The sequence below is a fragment of the Stutzerimonas stutzeri genome (assembly GCF_000219605.1).
GTDB classification, from domain to species: Bacteria; Pseudomonadota; Gammaproteobacteria; order Pseudomonadales; family Pseudomonadaceae; genus Stutzerimonas; species Stutzerimonas stutzeri.
In genome coordinates this window covers 2,313,317-2,329,022 of the sequence record NC_015740.1, presented here as the reverse complement: position 1 = coordinate 2,329,022, position 15,706 = coordinate 2,313,317, and the positions used below count along the sequence as shown (strand labels likewise).

The following is a 15,706-nucleotide window of genomic DNA, read 5'->3' as shown; positions in this document are numbered from 1 at the left end:
GCGCTGCGTCAACGCGGTCCTGGCATCAGGCCGGATCCTTGATCTTCGACAAGGGGCATCGCGGCCGTAATGGCTGTGATGCCCATACCTCAAACGACCTCCCAGGATTCGCCCATGGAATACCTCCCGCTGTTCCACAACCTCAAGGGCCGCACGGTGCTGATCGTCGGCGGCGGCGAGATCGCACTGCGCAAGGCGCGACTGCTGAGCGACGCGGGGGCACGCTTGCGGGTGGTGGCGCCGAGCATCGAGGCGCAGTTGGTCGAGCTGGTGCACGCGGGCGCTGGGGAATGCTTGGATCGCGGTTACGACCGGCAGGATCTGCAGGGTTGTGTGCTGGCCATCGCGGCGACCGATGACGAACCGCTGAACGCTACGGTGTCGCAGCATGCCAATGCGCTTGGCGTTCCGGTGAACGTGGTCGACTCGCCGCAGCTGTGCAGCGTGATCTTCCCGGCCATCGTCGATCGCTCGCCGCTGGTGGTCGCCGTTTCCAGTGGTGGCGACGCACCGGTGCTGGCGCGGCTGATCCGTGCGCGCATCGAGACCTGGATCCCGGCAGCCTACGGTCAGCTGGCCGGGCTGGCAAAACAGTTTCGTACCCAGGTCAAGGCCAGGTTCGCCAACGTGCAGCAACGGCGGGTGTTCTGGGAGGAGGTGTTTCAGGGGCCTATCGCCGAGCAGGCGCTGGCCGGGCGGACCGCCGAGGCCGAACGGCTGCTGGCCGAGAAGCTTGCCGGCGCGGCGCCTAAGGCGCTGGGCGAGGTTTATCTGGTCGGTGCCGGTCCCGGTGATCCGGACCTGTTGACGTTCCGTGCCCTGCGGCTGATGCAGCAGGCCGATGTGGTGCTTTACGACCGACTGGTCGCCCCGGCGATCATCGACCTGTGCCGGCGCGATGCCGACCGCATCTACGTCGGCAAGCAGCGTGCGGATCATGCCGTGCCGCAGGAGCAGATCAACCAGCAGCTGGTGACACTGGCCAAGCAGGGCAAGCGCGTGCTCAGGCTGAAGGGCGGCGACCCGTTCATCTTTGGCCGCGGTGGCGAGGAAATCGAAGAGCTGGCCGCACATGGCGTGCCGTTCCAGGTAGTGCCGGGTATCACCGCTGCCAGTGGCTGCGCGGCCTATGCCGGTATTCCGCTGACCCATCGTGACCATGCCCAGTCGGTACGTTTCGTCACCGGGCACCTCAAGGATGGCAGCTGCGATCTGCCCTGGTCCGAGCTGGCCGCGCCGGCGCAGACGCTGGTGTTCTACATGGGGCTGGTGGGGCTGCCGGTGATCTGCCAGCAGCTGATCGCTCATGGACGGTCGGCGGGAACACCCGCCGCGCTGGTGCAGCAGGGCACCACCAGCAACCAGCGTGTCTTCACTGCTACGCTGGGGACACTGGCCGAGCGCATCGCACAGGAAGACGTGCAGGCACCGACGCTGCTGATCGTCGGCGAAGTGGTGCAGCTGCGCGAGAAGCTCGCCTGGTTCGAAGGGGCGCAGGCGGCGGGTCGATAGGGCTGGCTGCTGCCTGCGCCGTGTTCAGCGGCGCAGGTAGGCGGTGAAGTCGATGTCGCCGGCGGAAAGGATCGCCTGGACCCGGTTGTGCACGTTGAGCTTGCGCAGGATCGCCGATACGTGGGCCTTTACCGTGGTCTCGGCGATGTCCAGGTTGTAGGCGATCTGCTTGTTCGACTCGCCCTTGGTCATGCGCTCGAGTACCAGCAATTGCTTGCGCGTCAGCGCCTGCAGCAGCTCCGGCGGGATGGAGGGCTCGCTGTGGTGCGAGTGGCGGCTCGGGCTCTTCTGGCTGCGAATGATGTCCGACGGCAGCTAGACATTGCCATTGAGGATCTGCTCGATGGCTTCGGTCATCTGTGCACGTGGCGAAGATTTGGTGATGAAGCCGACCGCGCCATAGGTGATCGCCTGCAGCACGATCTGCTTGTCCTGCTCGGCCGAGACGATCACCACCGGAATGGTCGGCGCCTCGTTGCGCAGGTTGATCAGGCCGTTCAGCCCGTGCATGCCGGGCATGTTCAGGTCCAGCAGCACCAGATCGAGATCATCGTGCTCCAGCGTCAAGGCAAGCGCGCTGTCGAGATCGGCAGTCTCGAGGATTTCGCTGTCGGGAAAGCCATCGCGGATGACGTTATGGATGGCTTCACGGAACAGCGGGTGGTCGTCCGCAATCAGGATCTTGTACAAGGCCGGTCACCTCTTTGTTGTGATTATGGTGGGGCGTGCTCGCGCGCGGTAGGTCAGTCGTCGCCAGGCAGCGGCTCCGGTGTCGCCGGGTGCAGCGGCAGTCCCGCCTGCTCCCAGCCGTCCACCCCGTCGCGATACCAGTACAGGCGTTTATAGCCCAAGGCATGGGCGCGCCTGGTTGCGTTCCAGCCCAGCCAGCAATCGGAGCGGCAGTAGAACACCAGCGGTCGCTCGGTATCGCCCTGGCTGAGTCGTTTCAGGTTGTCACTGAAGTAGCTTGCCCATTCGGGCTGCAGATTTCCATCGCCGGTGTTGGCCAGCCAGATGCTGCCCGGCAGGTTGGCGTGGGGCTCGCTGTCGACGAAGCGACCAGCCAGCCACTGGCTGCGATAGACGTCCACCAGCACCACGTCAGGCGCCTTTGCCAGCAATGCCTGGAGTGCCGCGGTATCCAGCGTCTGCGCGCCCTCGGCGGTTGCCGGCGTCGGGCTGCGGTATTGCGTCTGGCGGTAACCCTCGGCGGAGAACAGGGCGAGCTGCTCTTCGGCCACGGCAGTCACGGACATGCCGAAACCAGGCAGCGCGGCGATCAGCAAGGGCAGCAGCGACCTGAACATAGTCCGTATTCCTTAGGGTTTGGGTGGGTCGATTACAGAACAATGGCCACGTCTTTGAAATCCTACGATGGAGGGGAGAACCGGTACCAAAGTAGTAGTCGTCTCATGCCGACCGGCGCAACGCGGCGTGCTGCGGGTTGAAGCTGAGCACTGCGAGCAGGCTGAAGATGACGGTCAGCCCGAGGCACACCGGCAACGCAGTAGGCGCCAGGCGCAGGTACAGGGCGTTGCGCACCAGTTCCACGGCATGGGTGAACGGGTTGATGGCGCAGATCCAGTACAGCCATTCACTGGCTTCGCGCATCTTCCACAGCGGATACAGCGCCGAGGACAGGAAGAACATGGGGAAGATCACGAAATTCATGACCCCGGCGAAGTTCTCCAGCTGGCGGATGCCGTTTGACAGCAGCAACCCCAGGGCACTCAGCATCAGCGCCACCAGCAGCAGGGCGGGCAGGGCGACCAGCAGACCCAGCGGCGGCGGTTGCACGCCGTAGAACCAGGCAATGGCGAGGAAGGCATAGACCTGCAGCAGTGAGATCAGCGCCGTGGCCAGCAGCTTGCTGGTGAGCAGGAAGCTGCGCGGTAGCGGGCTCGTCAGCAAGACACGCATGCTGCCCATCTCGCGGTCGTAGACCATCGACAGCGAGCCCTGCATGCCGTTGAACAGCAGGATCATGCAGGCCAGCCCCGGCACGATGTAGGTCTCGTAGGTGATGTAGGTGTCGTACGGTTCGATGATGGCGATGCCGAGTGCCGCGCGAAAGCCGGCGGCGAACACCACCAGCCAGAGTAGCGGGCGCACCAGCGCGCTGAGAAAGCGCGAGCGCTGCTGGACGAAACGCAGCCACTCGCGCAGGACGATGCCGCGCAGGCATTCCCAATAGGCCGTCATGAGTGTTTCGCTCCAGAGGCGAGCCCCGTGCTTTCGCCAGCGGGCTCGGTTGTTTTCGGCGGCATGGCTGCGGACCGATGTGCTGCTCCATCGAGCCCTGCGCCTTGCGCGTCGCTCCCGGTCAGCCGTGCAAAGCTCGCTGCCAGATCCTCGCCATCGAGGGCCAAGCTCGCCACGCTGCCCTGAGCGACCAGACGGCCGCGATTGAGCACCAGCAGATCGTCATCGGCCTGGATCTCATCGAGCAGGTGAGTGGTCCAGAGCACGCTCATGCCCTCGTCACGGCAGAGCGCTCGCACATGCTGGTTGAGTGCCTGGCGGCTGGCAGGGTCGAGGCCTGCACTGGCCTCGTCGAGCAACAGCAACTCGGGGCGATGCAGCAACGCGCGGGCGATCTCGACGCGTCGGCGGTGGCCGCCGTTGAGTTCACGCACCTTGCTGCGGCGCCGTTCGCCGAGCTGCTGGCGCTGCAGCTCGAGTTCGATGCGTTCATTCGCCAAGGCCCGCGGCATGCCGTGCAGGGCGGCGTGGTAGCGCAGGTTCTGCTCGACGGTCAGGTCCAGGTCCAGCGTGCTCTGCTGGAACACCACGCCGAGGCGGGCGAGCGCCTGGCGCGGCGCCTCGCGCAGGCCGAAACCGGCGATGCGGATCTGCCCCCGTTGCAGGTCGTACAGGCGCGTGAGCAGGGCGATCAATGTCGACTTGCCCGCGCCGTTCGGCCCCAGCAGTGCGGTGAATCTCCCTTTGGCGGCGGCGAAACTGACACCGTCCAGCGCACGTCGCGCGCCATAGGCGAAGGCCACGTCGCTGACCTCCAGCGAGCTCATGGCGTGACCACCACACCCCAGGGGTAGCGACCGACCTTGATCGACTTGGTGACCTTCAGCTTGGCCACATCGATCACCGAAACGTCACCGCTGACGCCGTTGGTGGTCAGCAGGAGGCTCTCGTCGGGGTTGAACGCCATGTGCCAGACGCGTCGACCGACCAGCAGATAGTCCAGCACCTCGTAGGTCTTCGCATCGACCACCGCGATGTGGTTGGCCGGGCCCAGTGCGATGAAGGCGTATTTGCCGTCGGAAGTGAGCTTGATACCCACCGGTTGAACCTTGTCCGGATGCACGCCCTTGATCTTGAAGGTCAGGGTCTTGAGGATTTCGCGCTTGTCCACGTCCACCACGCTGACCGTTCCGCCGATCTCGGCCGAGGCCCAGAGCAGCTTGCTGTCCTTGGTGAACTCGACGTGGCGAGGGCGCTGGTCGACCAGGGTGTTGTCCACCAGCTGGTTGGTACTGGTGTCGATCCAGTGCAGCATGTTGGTGGTTTCGCTGGTGTTGACTGCCCATTTGCCGTCCGGGCTGACCGCCATGCCCTCCGGCTCGACGCCGACATCGATCTGCGCGAGCACCTCTTCCTTGTCGACATCGACCACGGTGACCAGCGCATCGTCCTCGTTGGAGATGTACAGCCACTTGTTGTTGGGGTGCAGGGCGAACTGCTCGGGGTCCGCGCCGGACGGCAGCTGCTTGACGATCTGGCGGGTGGCCAGATCCATCACCTGCACGGTGTCCGAATCGCTGGCACAGATGTAGAGCAGCTTGTTGTCATGGGAGAGGGTGAGGCCGCGCGGGCGCATTCCGACCTGCAGCGTCTCGACGGTCTCCATCTTGTCGAGATCGATGACGCTGATGCTGTCGTCCTTCTCGTTGGAGACATAGGCGGTAGCCGCGGCCGCGGAGCCGCTGGCGAAGACCAGGGCCAGAGTGATCGCAGAGGCAAGGGCAGTTCTGGGCATGTTTGGGCTCTCTTGTCGTTATTCTGTTGTGCGGGTGGCATCCAGCCGCATGAGGTACTCGGCGGCTTCCTGCTGACCACCGGCCGCGGCACGTTCCAGCCAGGCGCGTGCGGCATCGGGATCGGCGTCGACGCCGCGGCCTTCGGCCAGGGCCACGCCCCAGTGATAGCGCGCCAGGCTGACGTAGGCGGCGTCGTCCGGCTGTTCCGCGCCCTGCTTCAGGAAGGCTGCGGCCTTGGCTTGGTCAGCGGGCACGCCGGAGCCCGATTCGTACATCTGGGCAAGCCAGATCATCGAATACACGTCGCTCCAACGCTCAATGCAGTCCTCGAAGATCTTCCTGGCCGAAGCGTGGTCACCGGTCTTTTCGGCAGCGTAGCCGTAGAGGCATTTGATGCGCTTATCACTGTCGATGTAGGACTCGTAGCTCAGATCGCTGGTCTCGGCGCTTGCCAGGCGGGTGCCTAAAGCCAGCATGAGAAGTGCACGGCGCATGTTTAAGGCTCCTGCTGGTCAAGGCGGCAACGGCTTTCCGGCGCATCGAGGCCCAGGGTGTCCAGCTCGCTGGTGGGATGCAGAAAGCCGTCCTGCGGCGAGTTGGAAACCAGTGCGCGTGGGTGCACCAGCGGGATCGGCTGGCGCAGCTGGCCGTCCCAGGCGCGATAGCTCAGCTTGCGGCCCTTGAAGCCGTCGAGCGGCAGTTCGCCACTGAGCGACAGCTGGCGGATCGCCGCGGCGTCGGTGCCGCGCAGGCGCGTGACGGCCGCGGCGAGGCTGCGCACGCCCATCCAGGCGGCGAAGTCGCGATCGTTCATCCAGCGTCCGGCGTGCGCTTCGAAGCGTTTCTGCAGCTGCGCGGCGCCGTAGGTCTCCACGGTCTTGTGCCAGCCGGTTGCGGTCAGGCCCTGGGTGCCGGCAACCGGCCGTGGCAGCCAGGTCTGGTAGGGCACGTACTCGCCGAAGTCGCCGCGCTCGTCGGCCACCAGCACCACGTCATACTCGGCGGCCTGGGTGAACAGCGGCATCTCCGCCTGGGCGCTGCGGCGTTGGTCGTTGTCGAAGCTCCAGGGCTTTTCCACCAGGATGCGGTGGCCGAAACGCTTGGCCGCGCGCCTCAGCGCCTCGGCGTAGGCCTGGTCGTCTTCGGTAGGGCCGACGATCAGCATCCAGCGATTCCAGCGCCGCGCGGCGAGAAACTGGCCAAGGGCGTCGGCGAGCATGCTTCGACTGGGCAGCGTATGCAGCACGTTGACCTGGCAGTTCTGGCTGCGCAGCGCATCGTCCGCGCTACCGGCGTTGATCAGCAGGCTGTCCGGCATCGCTTCGGCGAGCTGGCGCAGCGTCGCGGCCGGCGCGTTGACCACGAAAAGGCGCAGCCCGTCGGCATGCTGCCGGGCTGCCTGCTGCAGCAGGTCGTCGGAGGTTTCGCTGGTCACGGCGTCCAGCACGTAGCTGTGCTTGAGGAAGCGCCCGGTGCTGTTGCTGTCGGTGATGGCGAGTTCGGCCCCGCGCAGGCCGGCGTCCTCCGGTTCGGGGATCACGTTGGAGAGCAGCGGACCGGGATCGGGGCGGTAGCCGAGATAGCCGATACGCACCTCAAGCTCGGCCCCGGCAGCCGCCAGAGCGAAGGGCGCACAGCAGGCGAGGGCGGCCAGCAAACCGGCTCGTCGTAATACGTGGCGCATGGGCAGCTCCTGTGACGTTGCAGGCAGCATAGGAACCATGGCGGAGCGGGGGAATATGCAGAAAGTACCGGCGGGGCGGTACCAAGGTAGTAGAGAAGCGGCGCAAGGGCGCCGCCTCTCCTTGATCGACTAGCGTACCGAGCGGACCTTGAAGCGTCCGACCTGCTCGATCATCTGCCGCGCCTGCTGCGTCAGTTCCTGAGCCGCCTGGGTCGATTGATCCGAGTTCGAACTGTTGTGGTGCACCACTTCATCGATCTGGCCGATGGCCTGGCTGACCTGTTCGATGCCGGACGCCTGCTGGCTCGAAGCCTGCGCAATCTCTTCCACGAGTTGCGATACCTGCGCTGCCCCGCGAACGATGGCCTCTAGCGCTTGCGCGGTGTCGTCGGTCAACTCCATACCCTTGACCGTCCGTGCATTGGATTCCTGAATCAGGCGGGTCGAGCGTTGCGCGGCCTCGGCACTGCGTGCCGCGAGCTGTCGCACCTCGTCCGCGACCACCGCGAATCCGCGACCATGCTCGCCGGCGCGAGCCGCCTCGATGGCCGCGTTCAGGGCAAGCAGGTTGGTCTGTGTCGCGATCTCCTCGATCGCTCTGATGATGTTGGTGATATCCAGGCCGGACTGATTGATCTCCTGCATGGCGGCCTTCAACGTCGCCATCAGCTCGTTGCCGCCTCGCGCCGAATGTTCGGATTTGCGCGAGAGACTGTTGGCTTCGTTCGCGTACTCGGAGGTCTGACGGATCTGTACCGCCATCTGGTTGATGGTGGCGCTGATTTCGGTGACGGCCGAGGCCGACTCGGTCGCGCCGGTGGATAGCTCGTGGCTCAGACGAGTGACCTGGCCGGCCTTGTCGTTGATGAGCTCGGAACTTAGCTGCACCTGGGAGACCAGCTCGTTCAGGTTGTCCACCATTCGTCGAAGGGCAAGGCCCAGCTGGTCGCGTTCGGATGCCAGACGGACCTCCACCGCCAGGTCGCCCTGAGAGATGCGCTCGGCGACATGCACCTGCTCCTGCAGACTGTCTGCCATGCGATCGAGGCTGGCCGAGAGCTGGCCTACTTCATCAGCCGAGCGATGCCCCAGGCGCTGCGAGAAGTCGCCCTTCTGAATCGCACCAGCCAGTTGTGCGGCCCTGCGGATGGGCAGGGCAATCGCGCGTGCCGAGAGCCATAGCGCAATCACTGCGAGCAGCGATATGACGACCCCGGCGCCGACCTGCTGCAGCATGCTTTGTTGGCTCTGCGCGTCCATCTCGGCTTTGAGTTCGGTCGCCTTGGCCAGGACGATCTGCTTGTCGATCTTGAGCATCATCGACCAGGGTTTGCCGGTGCGGCCCAGGTGAATCGGCGCCAGGACGATCATCATTCCGTTGTCATCCAGCCGCGCAAGCCGTTCGCCTTTCTGGATCGAATCCAGAGCGGGCCGCCACGCGTCCGGCAGTACCTGCTGGAAATGCTGGCCGATCAGGTTGGGATACCGGCTCTCCGCCACGATCAAGCCCTGATCGCTGACGATCGCCACTTCACCCTGGCCCTCGAACAGCTTTGCGGAGACTTCCTGGCTGATACGCTGGACGAAGTCGAGGTCATAGTCGGTACCGGCCACACCGAGGAAGCGACCGTCCGCGATGATTGGTACCGAGAGCGTCGCCAACCAGACCTGCCTGCCCTGTACGACATATGGCAGAGGGCCGAGCACGCTCTCCTTGAGGGTTTCCCGCGGGCCGATGTACCAGCCGCCTTTGAGTACGCCGTTGGGGTGCTTGTCCTGGGTGTCGTATTCCACCAATGGCTGGACGGCGATCTTGCCGTCTGCGCTTCGCGTCCAGTAAGGCGTGAAGCGTCCGGTCTGGGCGTTGTTGCCGTTCTGCCCGTCGGTGAAGAGGTAGTCCTGGCCGTCGATCGCGTCCGGTTCCCAGCACGAATAGGTTCCGTTGAAGTCCGGCTGACTCTTCAGCACGTTCAGCAAGACCGCGTTGACCTCGTCGCGGCCGACCTGCAATCCGCCGTTCTCCTTCGACTTGGCGACCGCGAAGGTGGTTGCCATGCTGCGCGCCGTTTCCAGCGCCTCGGTGAACTCGGTGCGGATCTCTTCCGCGTATTGGCCGGCGAGGTGTTGCAGGTTCTGCAACGCGTCTTCCTGTGCCTGCTGGCTGACACGGGTCGACACCAGATGCTGGGTGGAACTGGCCAGATAAACGCTGTAGCCGATCAAGATTCCCGCGGATATCAGCAGGCATAAGCCGCCGATAACCGCTATTCGCTGCTGGATGGATTTGAGAGGCATCACGGTACGACTCCTGATAACGCATGAGAAGACAGCTGCGGCGAGCCCTCGAGCGCGTGATCGCGTCTCGGCGGTTGCGCGAAATGGGTGATGTCCAATTGGCATCATTGATATCGAGATATTGCGGCCGGACCTCAGGGAAGTTGATCCGTACCTTGGTACCGATACTTTGGTAGCGGTATGGCTGTGGCGGGGCATGCGGCGGTCTTCCGGCCCGCGAGACCTGTGGCTGCCTTTGCGCTGAATCGAGTGGCCGGCTGGCCCAGATTCCATTACTGGCCGGGCTCGACGTGGCGACCTCTGCTGGCCGCGAGGCGCTACCAAGGTAGGAGGTGGTGGCGAGCGCGGCGCCTTAGGATGGTCACCGACAACAATAAAGAGGCCAGTGCCATGCCCACCTACAAAGCTCTGCTGCTCAACGTTCTGTTCATCGGCAGCCTGATCGGCTTCGATTGCAGCCACGCCGCCGGCGATCTCACACGCCGCACCCAGGCTCTGCCGGACCTGCGTTTCGGTTCAGAGGATAGCGACTACGCCGTCTCGCAGAAGGAATACCAGCTGGAGACCGGTGTCGCTTACCAGCTCAAGGTCAGCTCCGACGGCCAGAAGGAGTGCGCGTTCCAGGCTCCGGAGTTCGCCAAGTCGATTTTCTTGCGCAAGGTCGAGGCTGGCGGTGTGGAGATCAAGGCCATCACCCTGGTCGAGCTGGAGTTCGAGGATGCCGGCGAGGCCGAGATTTTCTTCCTGCCGGTCAAGCCGGGCAGCTACCCGTTCTACTGCAAGGGGCTCGAGGGCAAGGGCATGGAAGGCCGCTTCGTGGTCAAGTGAGGCGACACGCGAAGGTGGCTGAATTCCGGAGGTAGCCGATATGTCCGCGCTCTGGCGACTGAACCTGCTGGTGGCACTGTTCTTCGCCCTCGTGGCGATGGTCTGCCTGGCTGTGCTGCTGCGCCAGGCGAGCCACGACGTGCAGCGCGAACTGGATGCCGCAGCGGCCGTGGTTGCCTACCTCGGCGAGATGGCCGAGCGCGATCCCGCCACCTTGCGCCCCGAACTTACCGATAGCCTGCGGCATGTGCGGGTGCGCTGGCTGTCGCCCGGGCAGCCAGCGACCGACAGCGGCGATACGCTGCTCACCGACTGGCTCGGCACGTGGCTGTACCCGGCAGAGCTGGCCGCTCCCAGTGAGCTGCAGCTTCCCGGGGGCGAGCGCCTGCAGATCAGCGTCGATCCGAGCGACGAGGTCGAGGAAGTCAGGGATTCGCTGCTGCAGCTGCTGGCTCTTTTCGGAGTGGCCCTGCTGCTTTGCCTGTTGGCGATCCGTTGGGCGGTGCGCCCCGGCATGCGCGTGTTGGCAGAGCTGTTCGGCGCATTGGTGCGCATCGCCGACGGGCGGCTCGATACCCGGCTGCCGCCCCATCGCTTCGCCGAGGCGCGCGAACTCGCCGAGCGCTTCAATCACATGGCTGCCGCGCTGGAAGACACGCGAGCGGATAACGACCGGCTGACACAGGCGCTGCTCGCGCTGCAGGAACGCGAGCGCACCCGTCTGGCGCAGGCCCTGCATGACGACCTGGGACAGTACCTGGCAGGCATCCGCGCCCGGGCCTGCCTGTTGCGGGTCCAGGCGGACCAGCCGGATGCCGTGCGTGAAACCGCGGCCCATCTCGAACAGCACAGCCTGGATCTGCAGAACGGTTTCCGCACCCTGGTGCGCGACCTCTACCCGGTGATGCTCGATCACCTCGAACTGGCCGATGCCATCGGCCAGCTTGCCGAGCAGTGGCAGAGCACCCAGGGGATCGAGTGCGAACTGCAGTTGCAGGGTGTGCTGCCACCCCTGTCGATGGAGGCCAAGTTGCACCTGTACCGCATGGTGCAGGAGGCACTGACCAACGTGGCGCGCCATGCGCGGGCGACCCGCGTGCGACTGCAGCTACGGGCCGATCGCAACGGGGTGCGGCTGTTGCTGCGCGACGATGGCCATGGCTTGCCGCCTGAGCGGCTCGGGGTCGGTCTGCGTTCGATGGTGGAACACGCCCGCTGTCTCGGCGCGCGGCTGCGCATGCGCCATCGCCCAGGGCACGGCTGGGCGCTTTATCTGAATCTGCCTGTGGAAGGAGCGACGTGATGAAAATACTGCTGGTGGATGACCATGCGGTGGTGCGTCAGGGCTATGCCAGCCTGCTCAAGGCCCTGTTGCCCGAGGTGAGTGTCAGCGAAGCCGAAAGCGGCGAGCAGGCGCTGCAGCAGGTGCAGGAAAGCATTCCGAATCTGGTCGTGCTCGATCTCGGCCTGCCGGGCATCAGTGGCCTGGAGACCTGCCGGCGCCTGCGCCAGCGATTGCCGCTGTTGCCGGTGCTGGTGTTCAGCATGCACGACGAGCTGGCGCTGGTGCGTCAGGCGCTCGACGCCGGCGCTTCGGGTTACCTGACCAAGCGTTGCGCGCCGGACGTGTTGGTCGAGGCGGTACGCAAGGTGCTCGCCGGGCAGACCTTCATCGAGCAGCCGCTGGCGACCGATCTGGCCTGTCAGCGGCCGTCGCGCTCCCCCGTCAAAGGACGGCTGGCAGATATGACGCCGCGTGAAATGGAGATCTTCATCATGCTCGCCCGGGGCATCGGCAATCGCGAGATCGCCGAACGGCTGTGCATCAGCAGCAAGACCGTCTCCAATCACCTGGCGCTGCTCAAGAGCAAGCTCGAAGTCAGCTCCCAGGCTGAGCTGGTGCACCTGGCGATTGACCAGGGCCTGTTGCGCGTCGGCGACCACATGCTCTGCGAGGCCTGACGGCAGCACGGTACGGTCGCATTCATTTTTGCCGCGGTTCTTGCCGCGGCGACCTTCCTCTGGCAGCGCTTCGCTGCCGCTTCCCCGTCTTTCCACGGCCCGTACGGACGGGCGGCGCCTGCGCGCGCTGGAAGTCGTCGGCCGTTCTAGTCCACAGGACGTAATACCAAGCGCCTGGCAATCGGGAAGATTTCCCGCCAGGGCCGGGAAATCTTCCCTGTCGGCGCAGCGGGGCACCTTTCGATAATCGCGCCTGGCCGCTTGCCATCATGCAGCGGCCCGGGCGGCTTGTCCGCCGCGCACCGCCAACAAGAACAAGGAACAACCATGTCGTATCTCTGCCGCAGCGCAATCCTCCGGCGCACGTTGCTGTCCCTTGCCATCGCCAGCGCCCTGCCTGGCCTGGCGCATGCCGACGAAGCGTTCGATCTTGGTCGCGATGACGTGGTTGCCACGACTCCGTTGCCGGGCATCGATCTGCCCAGGGACCAGGTGCCGGCCAATATCCGGACACTGGATGACGAACAGCTGCGCAAGCTGGGCGGCCAGTCGCTCGCCGAGAAGCTGCAACGTGGCCTGCCCAGCGTCAATGTCAACGAAATCCAGGGCAATCCTTACCAGGCCGATCTTAACTACCGCGGTTTCACCGCATCGCCATTGCTCGGCACGCCGCAGGGGTTGTCCGTGTTTCTCGATGGTGTGCGGGTCAACGAAGCCTTTGGTGATGTGGTGCACTGGGACCTGATTCCCAGCACCGCCATCGCCGACATGCTGTTGGTCCCGGGCTCCAATCCGCTGTACGGCCTGAATACCCTGGGTGGTGCGCTGGCACTGCAGACCAAGCGTGGCGATACGCATCCCGGTGGCTCGGCGGAACTCTATGGGGGTTCGTTCGGGCGCAAGGGCGGCGCATTGGAACATGGCGGCAAGCATGAAGAGCTGTCCTGGTACCTGGCCGCGGAGGGCATGGAAGAGGACGGCTGGCGCGATCATTCGCCATCGGAAGTGCGTCAGCTGTTCGGCAAGTTCGCCTGGACCACCGACACCACCGATGTGGCGCTGACCCTGGCTCATGCCGACAACGATCTGATCGGCAACGGCCTGATCCCTGAGAGCATGCACCACCGGAGCCGCCAAGCCATCTTCACCCATCCGGACCAGACCGAAAATCGCAGCCACCTGATGGCGCTCTCGGCCAGCCACTGGCTGAGCGACAGCGATCGATTCTCCGGCACCGTCTATTTGCGTCGTACCCGCACCGCAACGCTCAACGGCGACGGCAACGACGAATACGAGGATGAATATGAGCAATGGGAGGACGACGGCTTTGTGGGCGAGGCGCCAGAGAGCGGTGTGCTGAACCGCACTCGCACCGCTCAGCGTGCGTTCGGCCTGGCCTTGCAATGGACGCATTACGTGGGCGCTCACCAGCTCGCCTTGGGCCTGGCCCACGACAACACGCGCGCCAGCTTCCATCAAAGCGAGCAGGGCGGTGAGCTGACCGATTCGCGCGGCATCAGCGCCACAGAAGAGGAGGAGCAGGCCAACAGCTTGCTGGGTCGCACCCGCACTTCCAGCCTCTACGCCACCGACACCTGGTCACTGACGGATGACCTGCAGCTCACCGGCTCGCTGCGCTACAACCGTACCCGGGTGGTCAATGCCGATCGCATGGGGGACGCGCTCGATGGTGACTTCACCTATCGCAAACTGAACCCGGCGCTCGGCTTCGCCTGGCAACTGCAGCCGGCTGTGACCCTGTATGGCGGCTTCACCCAGGGCAACCGCGCGCCGACCCCCATCGAACTTGGCTGCGCCGATCCGGAGAACCCCTGCAGCCTGCCCAACGCCATGGCCGCCGATCCCTTCCTGAAGCAGGTGGTGACACGCACCCTCGAAGTCGGTGTGCGCGGCGAGCTGGCTGGCGGAACGCGCTGGAACGCCACGGCCTTCCGCAGCATGAACCATGACGACCTGCTGTTCGTCGGCACCGGTGGCAGCATGGGGTACTTCACCAACTTCGGGCGCACCCGCCGACAGGGCATCGAGCTGGGCCTGGCCGGCCAGCAAGGGCCGATCGACTGGCGGCTGGATTACACCTATCTGCACGCCACCTTCCGCTCTGCGGCGTGCCTGCTTGCCGAGAACAACAGCACCGCGGGCGAGGGTGGCTGTCCGGACGACGAAATCCGCGTATCCAGCGGCGATTATCTGCCGGGTCTGCCGAAGCACCACCTCAAGCTGGGCCTGGACTGGAACATCGATGAAAGGCTGCGCCTCGGCACCAGCGTGCTGGCGTACTCGTCGCAGTACGTACGTGGCAACGAGAACAACCGGCATCGGGCCAACGACGAGTTCGAGGGACGCGGCAGGCTTCCCGGCTATGCCGTGGTCAATCTCACTGCCGATTACCGGCTCGCACGTGACTGGACGCTGTTCGGCCGGGTCGACAACCTCTTCGACAAGCGCTACGCCACCGGCGGAGCGCTGGCAGAGAACCCGTTCGTGGGGGCCGGCAATGCCTTCGAAAGTGACCCGGACGAATGGCGGCACGAACAGTTCATCGCCCCTGGCGCTCCGCGTGCCGGTTGGCTGGGTGTGCGTTACCGCTGGGATGCGCTCTGAGCGATCCGGACGCGCAGGCGCCTGCCGAGCGCCGCGCTGGGCAGGCCCACGAAGCGCTCATGGGCGATTGCTACGGCGGGCGTGCGCGCTTCGGAGGGCTTCAGGCGCAGCAGTCGTCATCGGGTAGCGAAGGTGCGACGGGCGCTTCGACGGGGTGGCCGAGCAAGCGTTGCGCCGCGAGCAGTCCGGCCTGCACGATCAGCGCGGCCGGGACCGCCTCATAACGTGTTTCGTTCAACTCAAGGGTCCGGCAGTTGGCCTCGCCGCACGCCGAACAGCATTTGCTCTGCCCGTGAGCTGCGCCCAGCCACCGCTCCAGCGGTACACCGGCGATCCAGATGCGATTCGATTCCAGTGGCGTCCGCAAGAAATCAGCCGGGGTGAGGGCGCAGGTCTGGACCCGCACCCTGACGCCGAACCGGCGCAACGCCTGCTGCAACCGACGGCTCGCCTGGCGTACCGCCTGCTCGGTGGCGCCACAGCGATCGCAGGTCTGGCCGCTGTCATTGACCAGGCGTTGCCAGCGAATCACCAGCGGGTCCATCGTGGTATCGGCGGTTGCGCTCTGTGCGCGCTGCGCGGCCATCAGCAGCTCCTGCTGGTGTTCGGCCGGCAAGGCGAGGAATACCTGCAGCGCGGCGTAGGCATCATTGGCCGCATAGGCTTGCTGCGCTTCGGTCAGTAGCGGATTGGCCCAGTTCGAGGTGGCCAGGCGGCGGGGCTTGTCGATCTGCCTGCCCAGCACCGCAGCGACAGCGCCACGCAGGCCGACCTGGCCCTTCTTGCCCTGATAACGCAGCAG

13 protein-coding genes and 1 pseudogene are annotated in these 15,706 nt (G+C 65.1%); 5 read left to right on the top strand and 9 right to left on the bottom strand.

Annotation, left to right across the window (positions count from 1 at the left end):
- Positions 1-114 precede the first annotated feature (114 nt).
- On the top strand, positions 115-1,512 hold the full coding sequence (cysG, locus tag PSTAB_RS10815; protein ID WP_013982933.1) for a siroheme synthase CysG: 1,398 nt from the start codon (positions 115-117) through the stop codon (positions 1,510-1,512).
- A 24-nt stretch (positions 1,513-1,536) separates the two neighbouring features.
- Here cysG and PSTAB_RS10810 read toward each other — a convergent pair.
- The 8 genes and pseudogenes from PSTAB_RS10810 to PSTAB_RS10775 form a co-directional block, all read right to left on the bottom strand.
- Positions 1,537-2,202 (bottom strand): annotated as a pseudogene (locus PSTAB_RS10810) (response regulator).
- Between the two features lie 53 nt (positions 2,203-2,255).
- Positions 2,256-2,819: a PQQ-dependent catabolism-associated CXXCW motif protein gene (locus PSTAB_RS10805; RefSeq protein ID WP_013982932.1), complete on the bottom strand. Its 564-nt coding sequence runs from the start codon at positions 2,817-2,819 to the stop codon at positions 2,256-2,258.
- Positions 2,820-2,922: 103 nt separating this feature from the next.
- The gene (locus tag PSTAB_RS10800; RefSeq protein WP_013982931.1) at positions 2,923-3,714 is read right to left on the bottom strand and encodes an ABC transporter permease; all 792 of its coding nucleotides are present in this window, start codon (positions 3,712-3,714) and stop codon (positions 2,923-2,925) included.
- A complete protein-coding gene (locus PSTAB_RS10795) occupies positions 3,711-4,541 on the bottom strand; it encodes an ABC transporter ATP-binding protein (protein WP_013982930.1) in 831 nt (276 codons plus the stop codon). The genes PSTAB_RS10800 and PSTAB_RS10795 overlap by 4 nt, the downstream gene beginning before the upstream one ends.
- Positions 4,538-5,509, bottom strand: a complete 972-nt coding sequence (locus PSTAB_RS10790; protein ID WP_013982929.1) for a YVTN family beta-propeller repeat protein — start codon at positions 5,507-5,509, stop codon at positions 4,538-4,540. The genes PSTAB_RS10795 and PSTAB_RS10790 overlap by 4 nt, the downstream gene beginning before the upstream one ends.
- Positions 5,510-5,527: 18 nt before the next feature.
- Positions 5,528-6,004, bottom strand: a complete 477-nt coding sequence (locus PSTAB_RS10785; protein ID WP_013982928.1) for an SEL1-like repeat protein — start codon at positions 6,002-6,004, stop codon at positions 5,528-5,530.
- Positions 6,005-6,006: 2 nt separating this feature from the next.
- Positions 6,007-7,194, bottom strand: a complete 1,188-nt coding sequence (locus tag PSTAB_RS10780) for an ABC transporter substrate-binding protein (protein ID WP_013982927.1) — start codon at positions 7,192-7,194, stop codon at positions 6,007-6,009.
- Between the two features lie 129 nt (positions 7,195-7,323).
- Positions 7,324-9,489 carry a methyl-accepting chemotaxis protein gene (locus PSTAB_RS10775; RefSeq protein WP_013982926.1) on the bottom strand — a complete coding sequence of 722 codons (2,166 nt, stop codon included), beginning with the start codon at positions 9,487-9,489 and terminating at the stop codon, positions 7,324-7,326.
- 390 nt (positions 9,490-9,879) lie between these two features.
- On the opposite strand from PSTAB_RS10775, the gene PSTAB_RS10770 reads away from it, so the two are divergent.
- The 4 genes from PSTAB_RS10770 (at position 9,880) to PSTAB_RS10755 (ending at position 14,904) form a co-directional block, all read left to right on the top strand.
- Positions 9,880-10,317, top strand: a complete 438-nt coding sequence (locus tag PSTAB_RS10770) for a cupredoxin domain-containing protein (protein WP_041771941.1) — start codon at positions 9,880-9,882, stop codon at positions 10,315-10,317.
- Between the two features lie 40 nt (positions 10,318-10,357).
- Positions 10,358-11,620 carry a sensor histidine kinase gene (locus PSTAB_RS10765; RefSeq protein ID WP_013982924.1) on the top strand — a complete coding sequence of 421 codons (1,263 nt, stop codon included), beginning with the start codon at positions 10,358-10,360 and terminating at the stop codon, positions 11,618-11,620.
- Positions 11,620-12,279 carry a response regulator gene (locus PSTAB_RS10760; RefSeq protein WP_013982923.1) on the top strand — a complete coding sequence of 220 codons (660 nt, stop codon included), beginning with the start codon at positions 11,620-11,622 and terminating at the stop codon, positions 12,277-12,279. Before PSTAB_RS10765 ends, PSTAB_RS10760 begins: the two co-directional genes overlap by 1 nt.
- 327 nt (positions 12,280-12,606) lie before the next feature.
- Positions 12,607-14,904, top strand: coding sequence for a TonB-dependent receptor (locus PSTAB_RS10755; RefSeq protein ID WP_013982922.1), 2,298 nt, complete (start codon positions 12,607-12,609; stop codon positions 14,902-14,904).
- 100 nt (positions 14,905-15,004) lie between these two features.
- Here PSTAB_RS10755 and PSTAB_RS10750 read toward each other — a convergent pair whose 3' ends face one another.
- Positions 15,005-15,649 carry a DUF2703 domain-containing protein gene (locus PSTAB_RS10750; protein WP_013982921.1) on the bottom strand — a complete coding sequence of 215 codons (645 nt, stop codon included), beginning with the start codon at positions 15,647-15,649 and terminating at the stop codon, positions 15,005-15,007.
- Positions 15,650-15,706: the final 57 nt, after the last annotated feature.

Excerpts from the sequence above, each read along its gene's own strand:
- cysG (WP_013982933.1), top strand. The coding sequence starts at position 115 with ATGGAATACCTCCCGCTGTTCCACAACCTCAAGGGCCGCACGGTGCTG.
- PSTAB_RS10805 (WP_013982932.1), bottom strand. The coding sequence starts at position 2,819 with ATGTTCAGGTCGCTGCTGCCCTTGCTGATCGCCGCGCTGCCTGGTTTC.
- PSTAB_RS10800 (WP_013982931.1), bottom strand. The coding sequence starts at position 3,714 with ATGACGGCCTATTGGGAATGCCTGCGCGGCATCGTCCTGCGCGAGTGG.
- PSTAB_RS10795 (WP_013982930.1), bottom strand. The coding sequence starts at position 4,541 with ATGAGCTCGCTGGAGGTCAGCGACGTGGCCTTCGCCTATGGCGCGCGA.
- PSTAB_RS10790 (WP_013982929.1), bottom strand. The coding sequence starts at position 5,509 with ATGCCCAGAACTGCCCTTGCCTCTGCGATCACTCTGGCCCTGGTCTTC.
- PSTAB_RS10785 (WP_013982928.1), bottom strand. The coding sequence starts at position 6,004 with ATGCGCCGTGCACTTCTCATGCTGGCTTTAGGCACCCGCCTGGCAAGC.
- PSTAB_RS10780 (WP_013982927.1), bottom strand. The coding sequence starts at position 7,194 with ATGCGCCACGTATTACGACGAGCCGGTTTGCTGGCCGCCCTCGCCTGC.
- PSTAB_RS10775 (WP_013982926.1), bottom strand. The coding sequence starts at position 9,489 with ATGCCTCTCAAATCCATCCAGCAGCGAATAGCGGTTATCGGCGGCTTA.
- PSTAB_RS10770 (WP_041771941.1), top strand. The coding sequence starts at position 9,880 with ATGCCCACCTACAAAGCTCTGCTGCTCAACGTTCTGTTCATCGGCAGC.
- PSTAB_RS10765 (WP_013982924.1), top strand. The coding sequence starts at position 10,358 with ATGTCCGCGCTCTGGCGACTGAACCTGCTGGTGGCACTGTTCTTCGCC.
- PSTAB_RS10760 (WP_013982923.1), top strand. The coding sequence starts at position 11,620 with ATGAAAATACTGCTGGTGGATGACCATGCGGTGGTGCGTCAGGGCTAT.
- PSTAB_RS10755 (WP_013982922.1), top strand. The coding sequence starts at position 12,607 with ATGTCGTATCTCTGCCGCAGCGCAATCCTCCGGCGCACGTTGCTGTCC.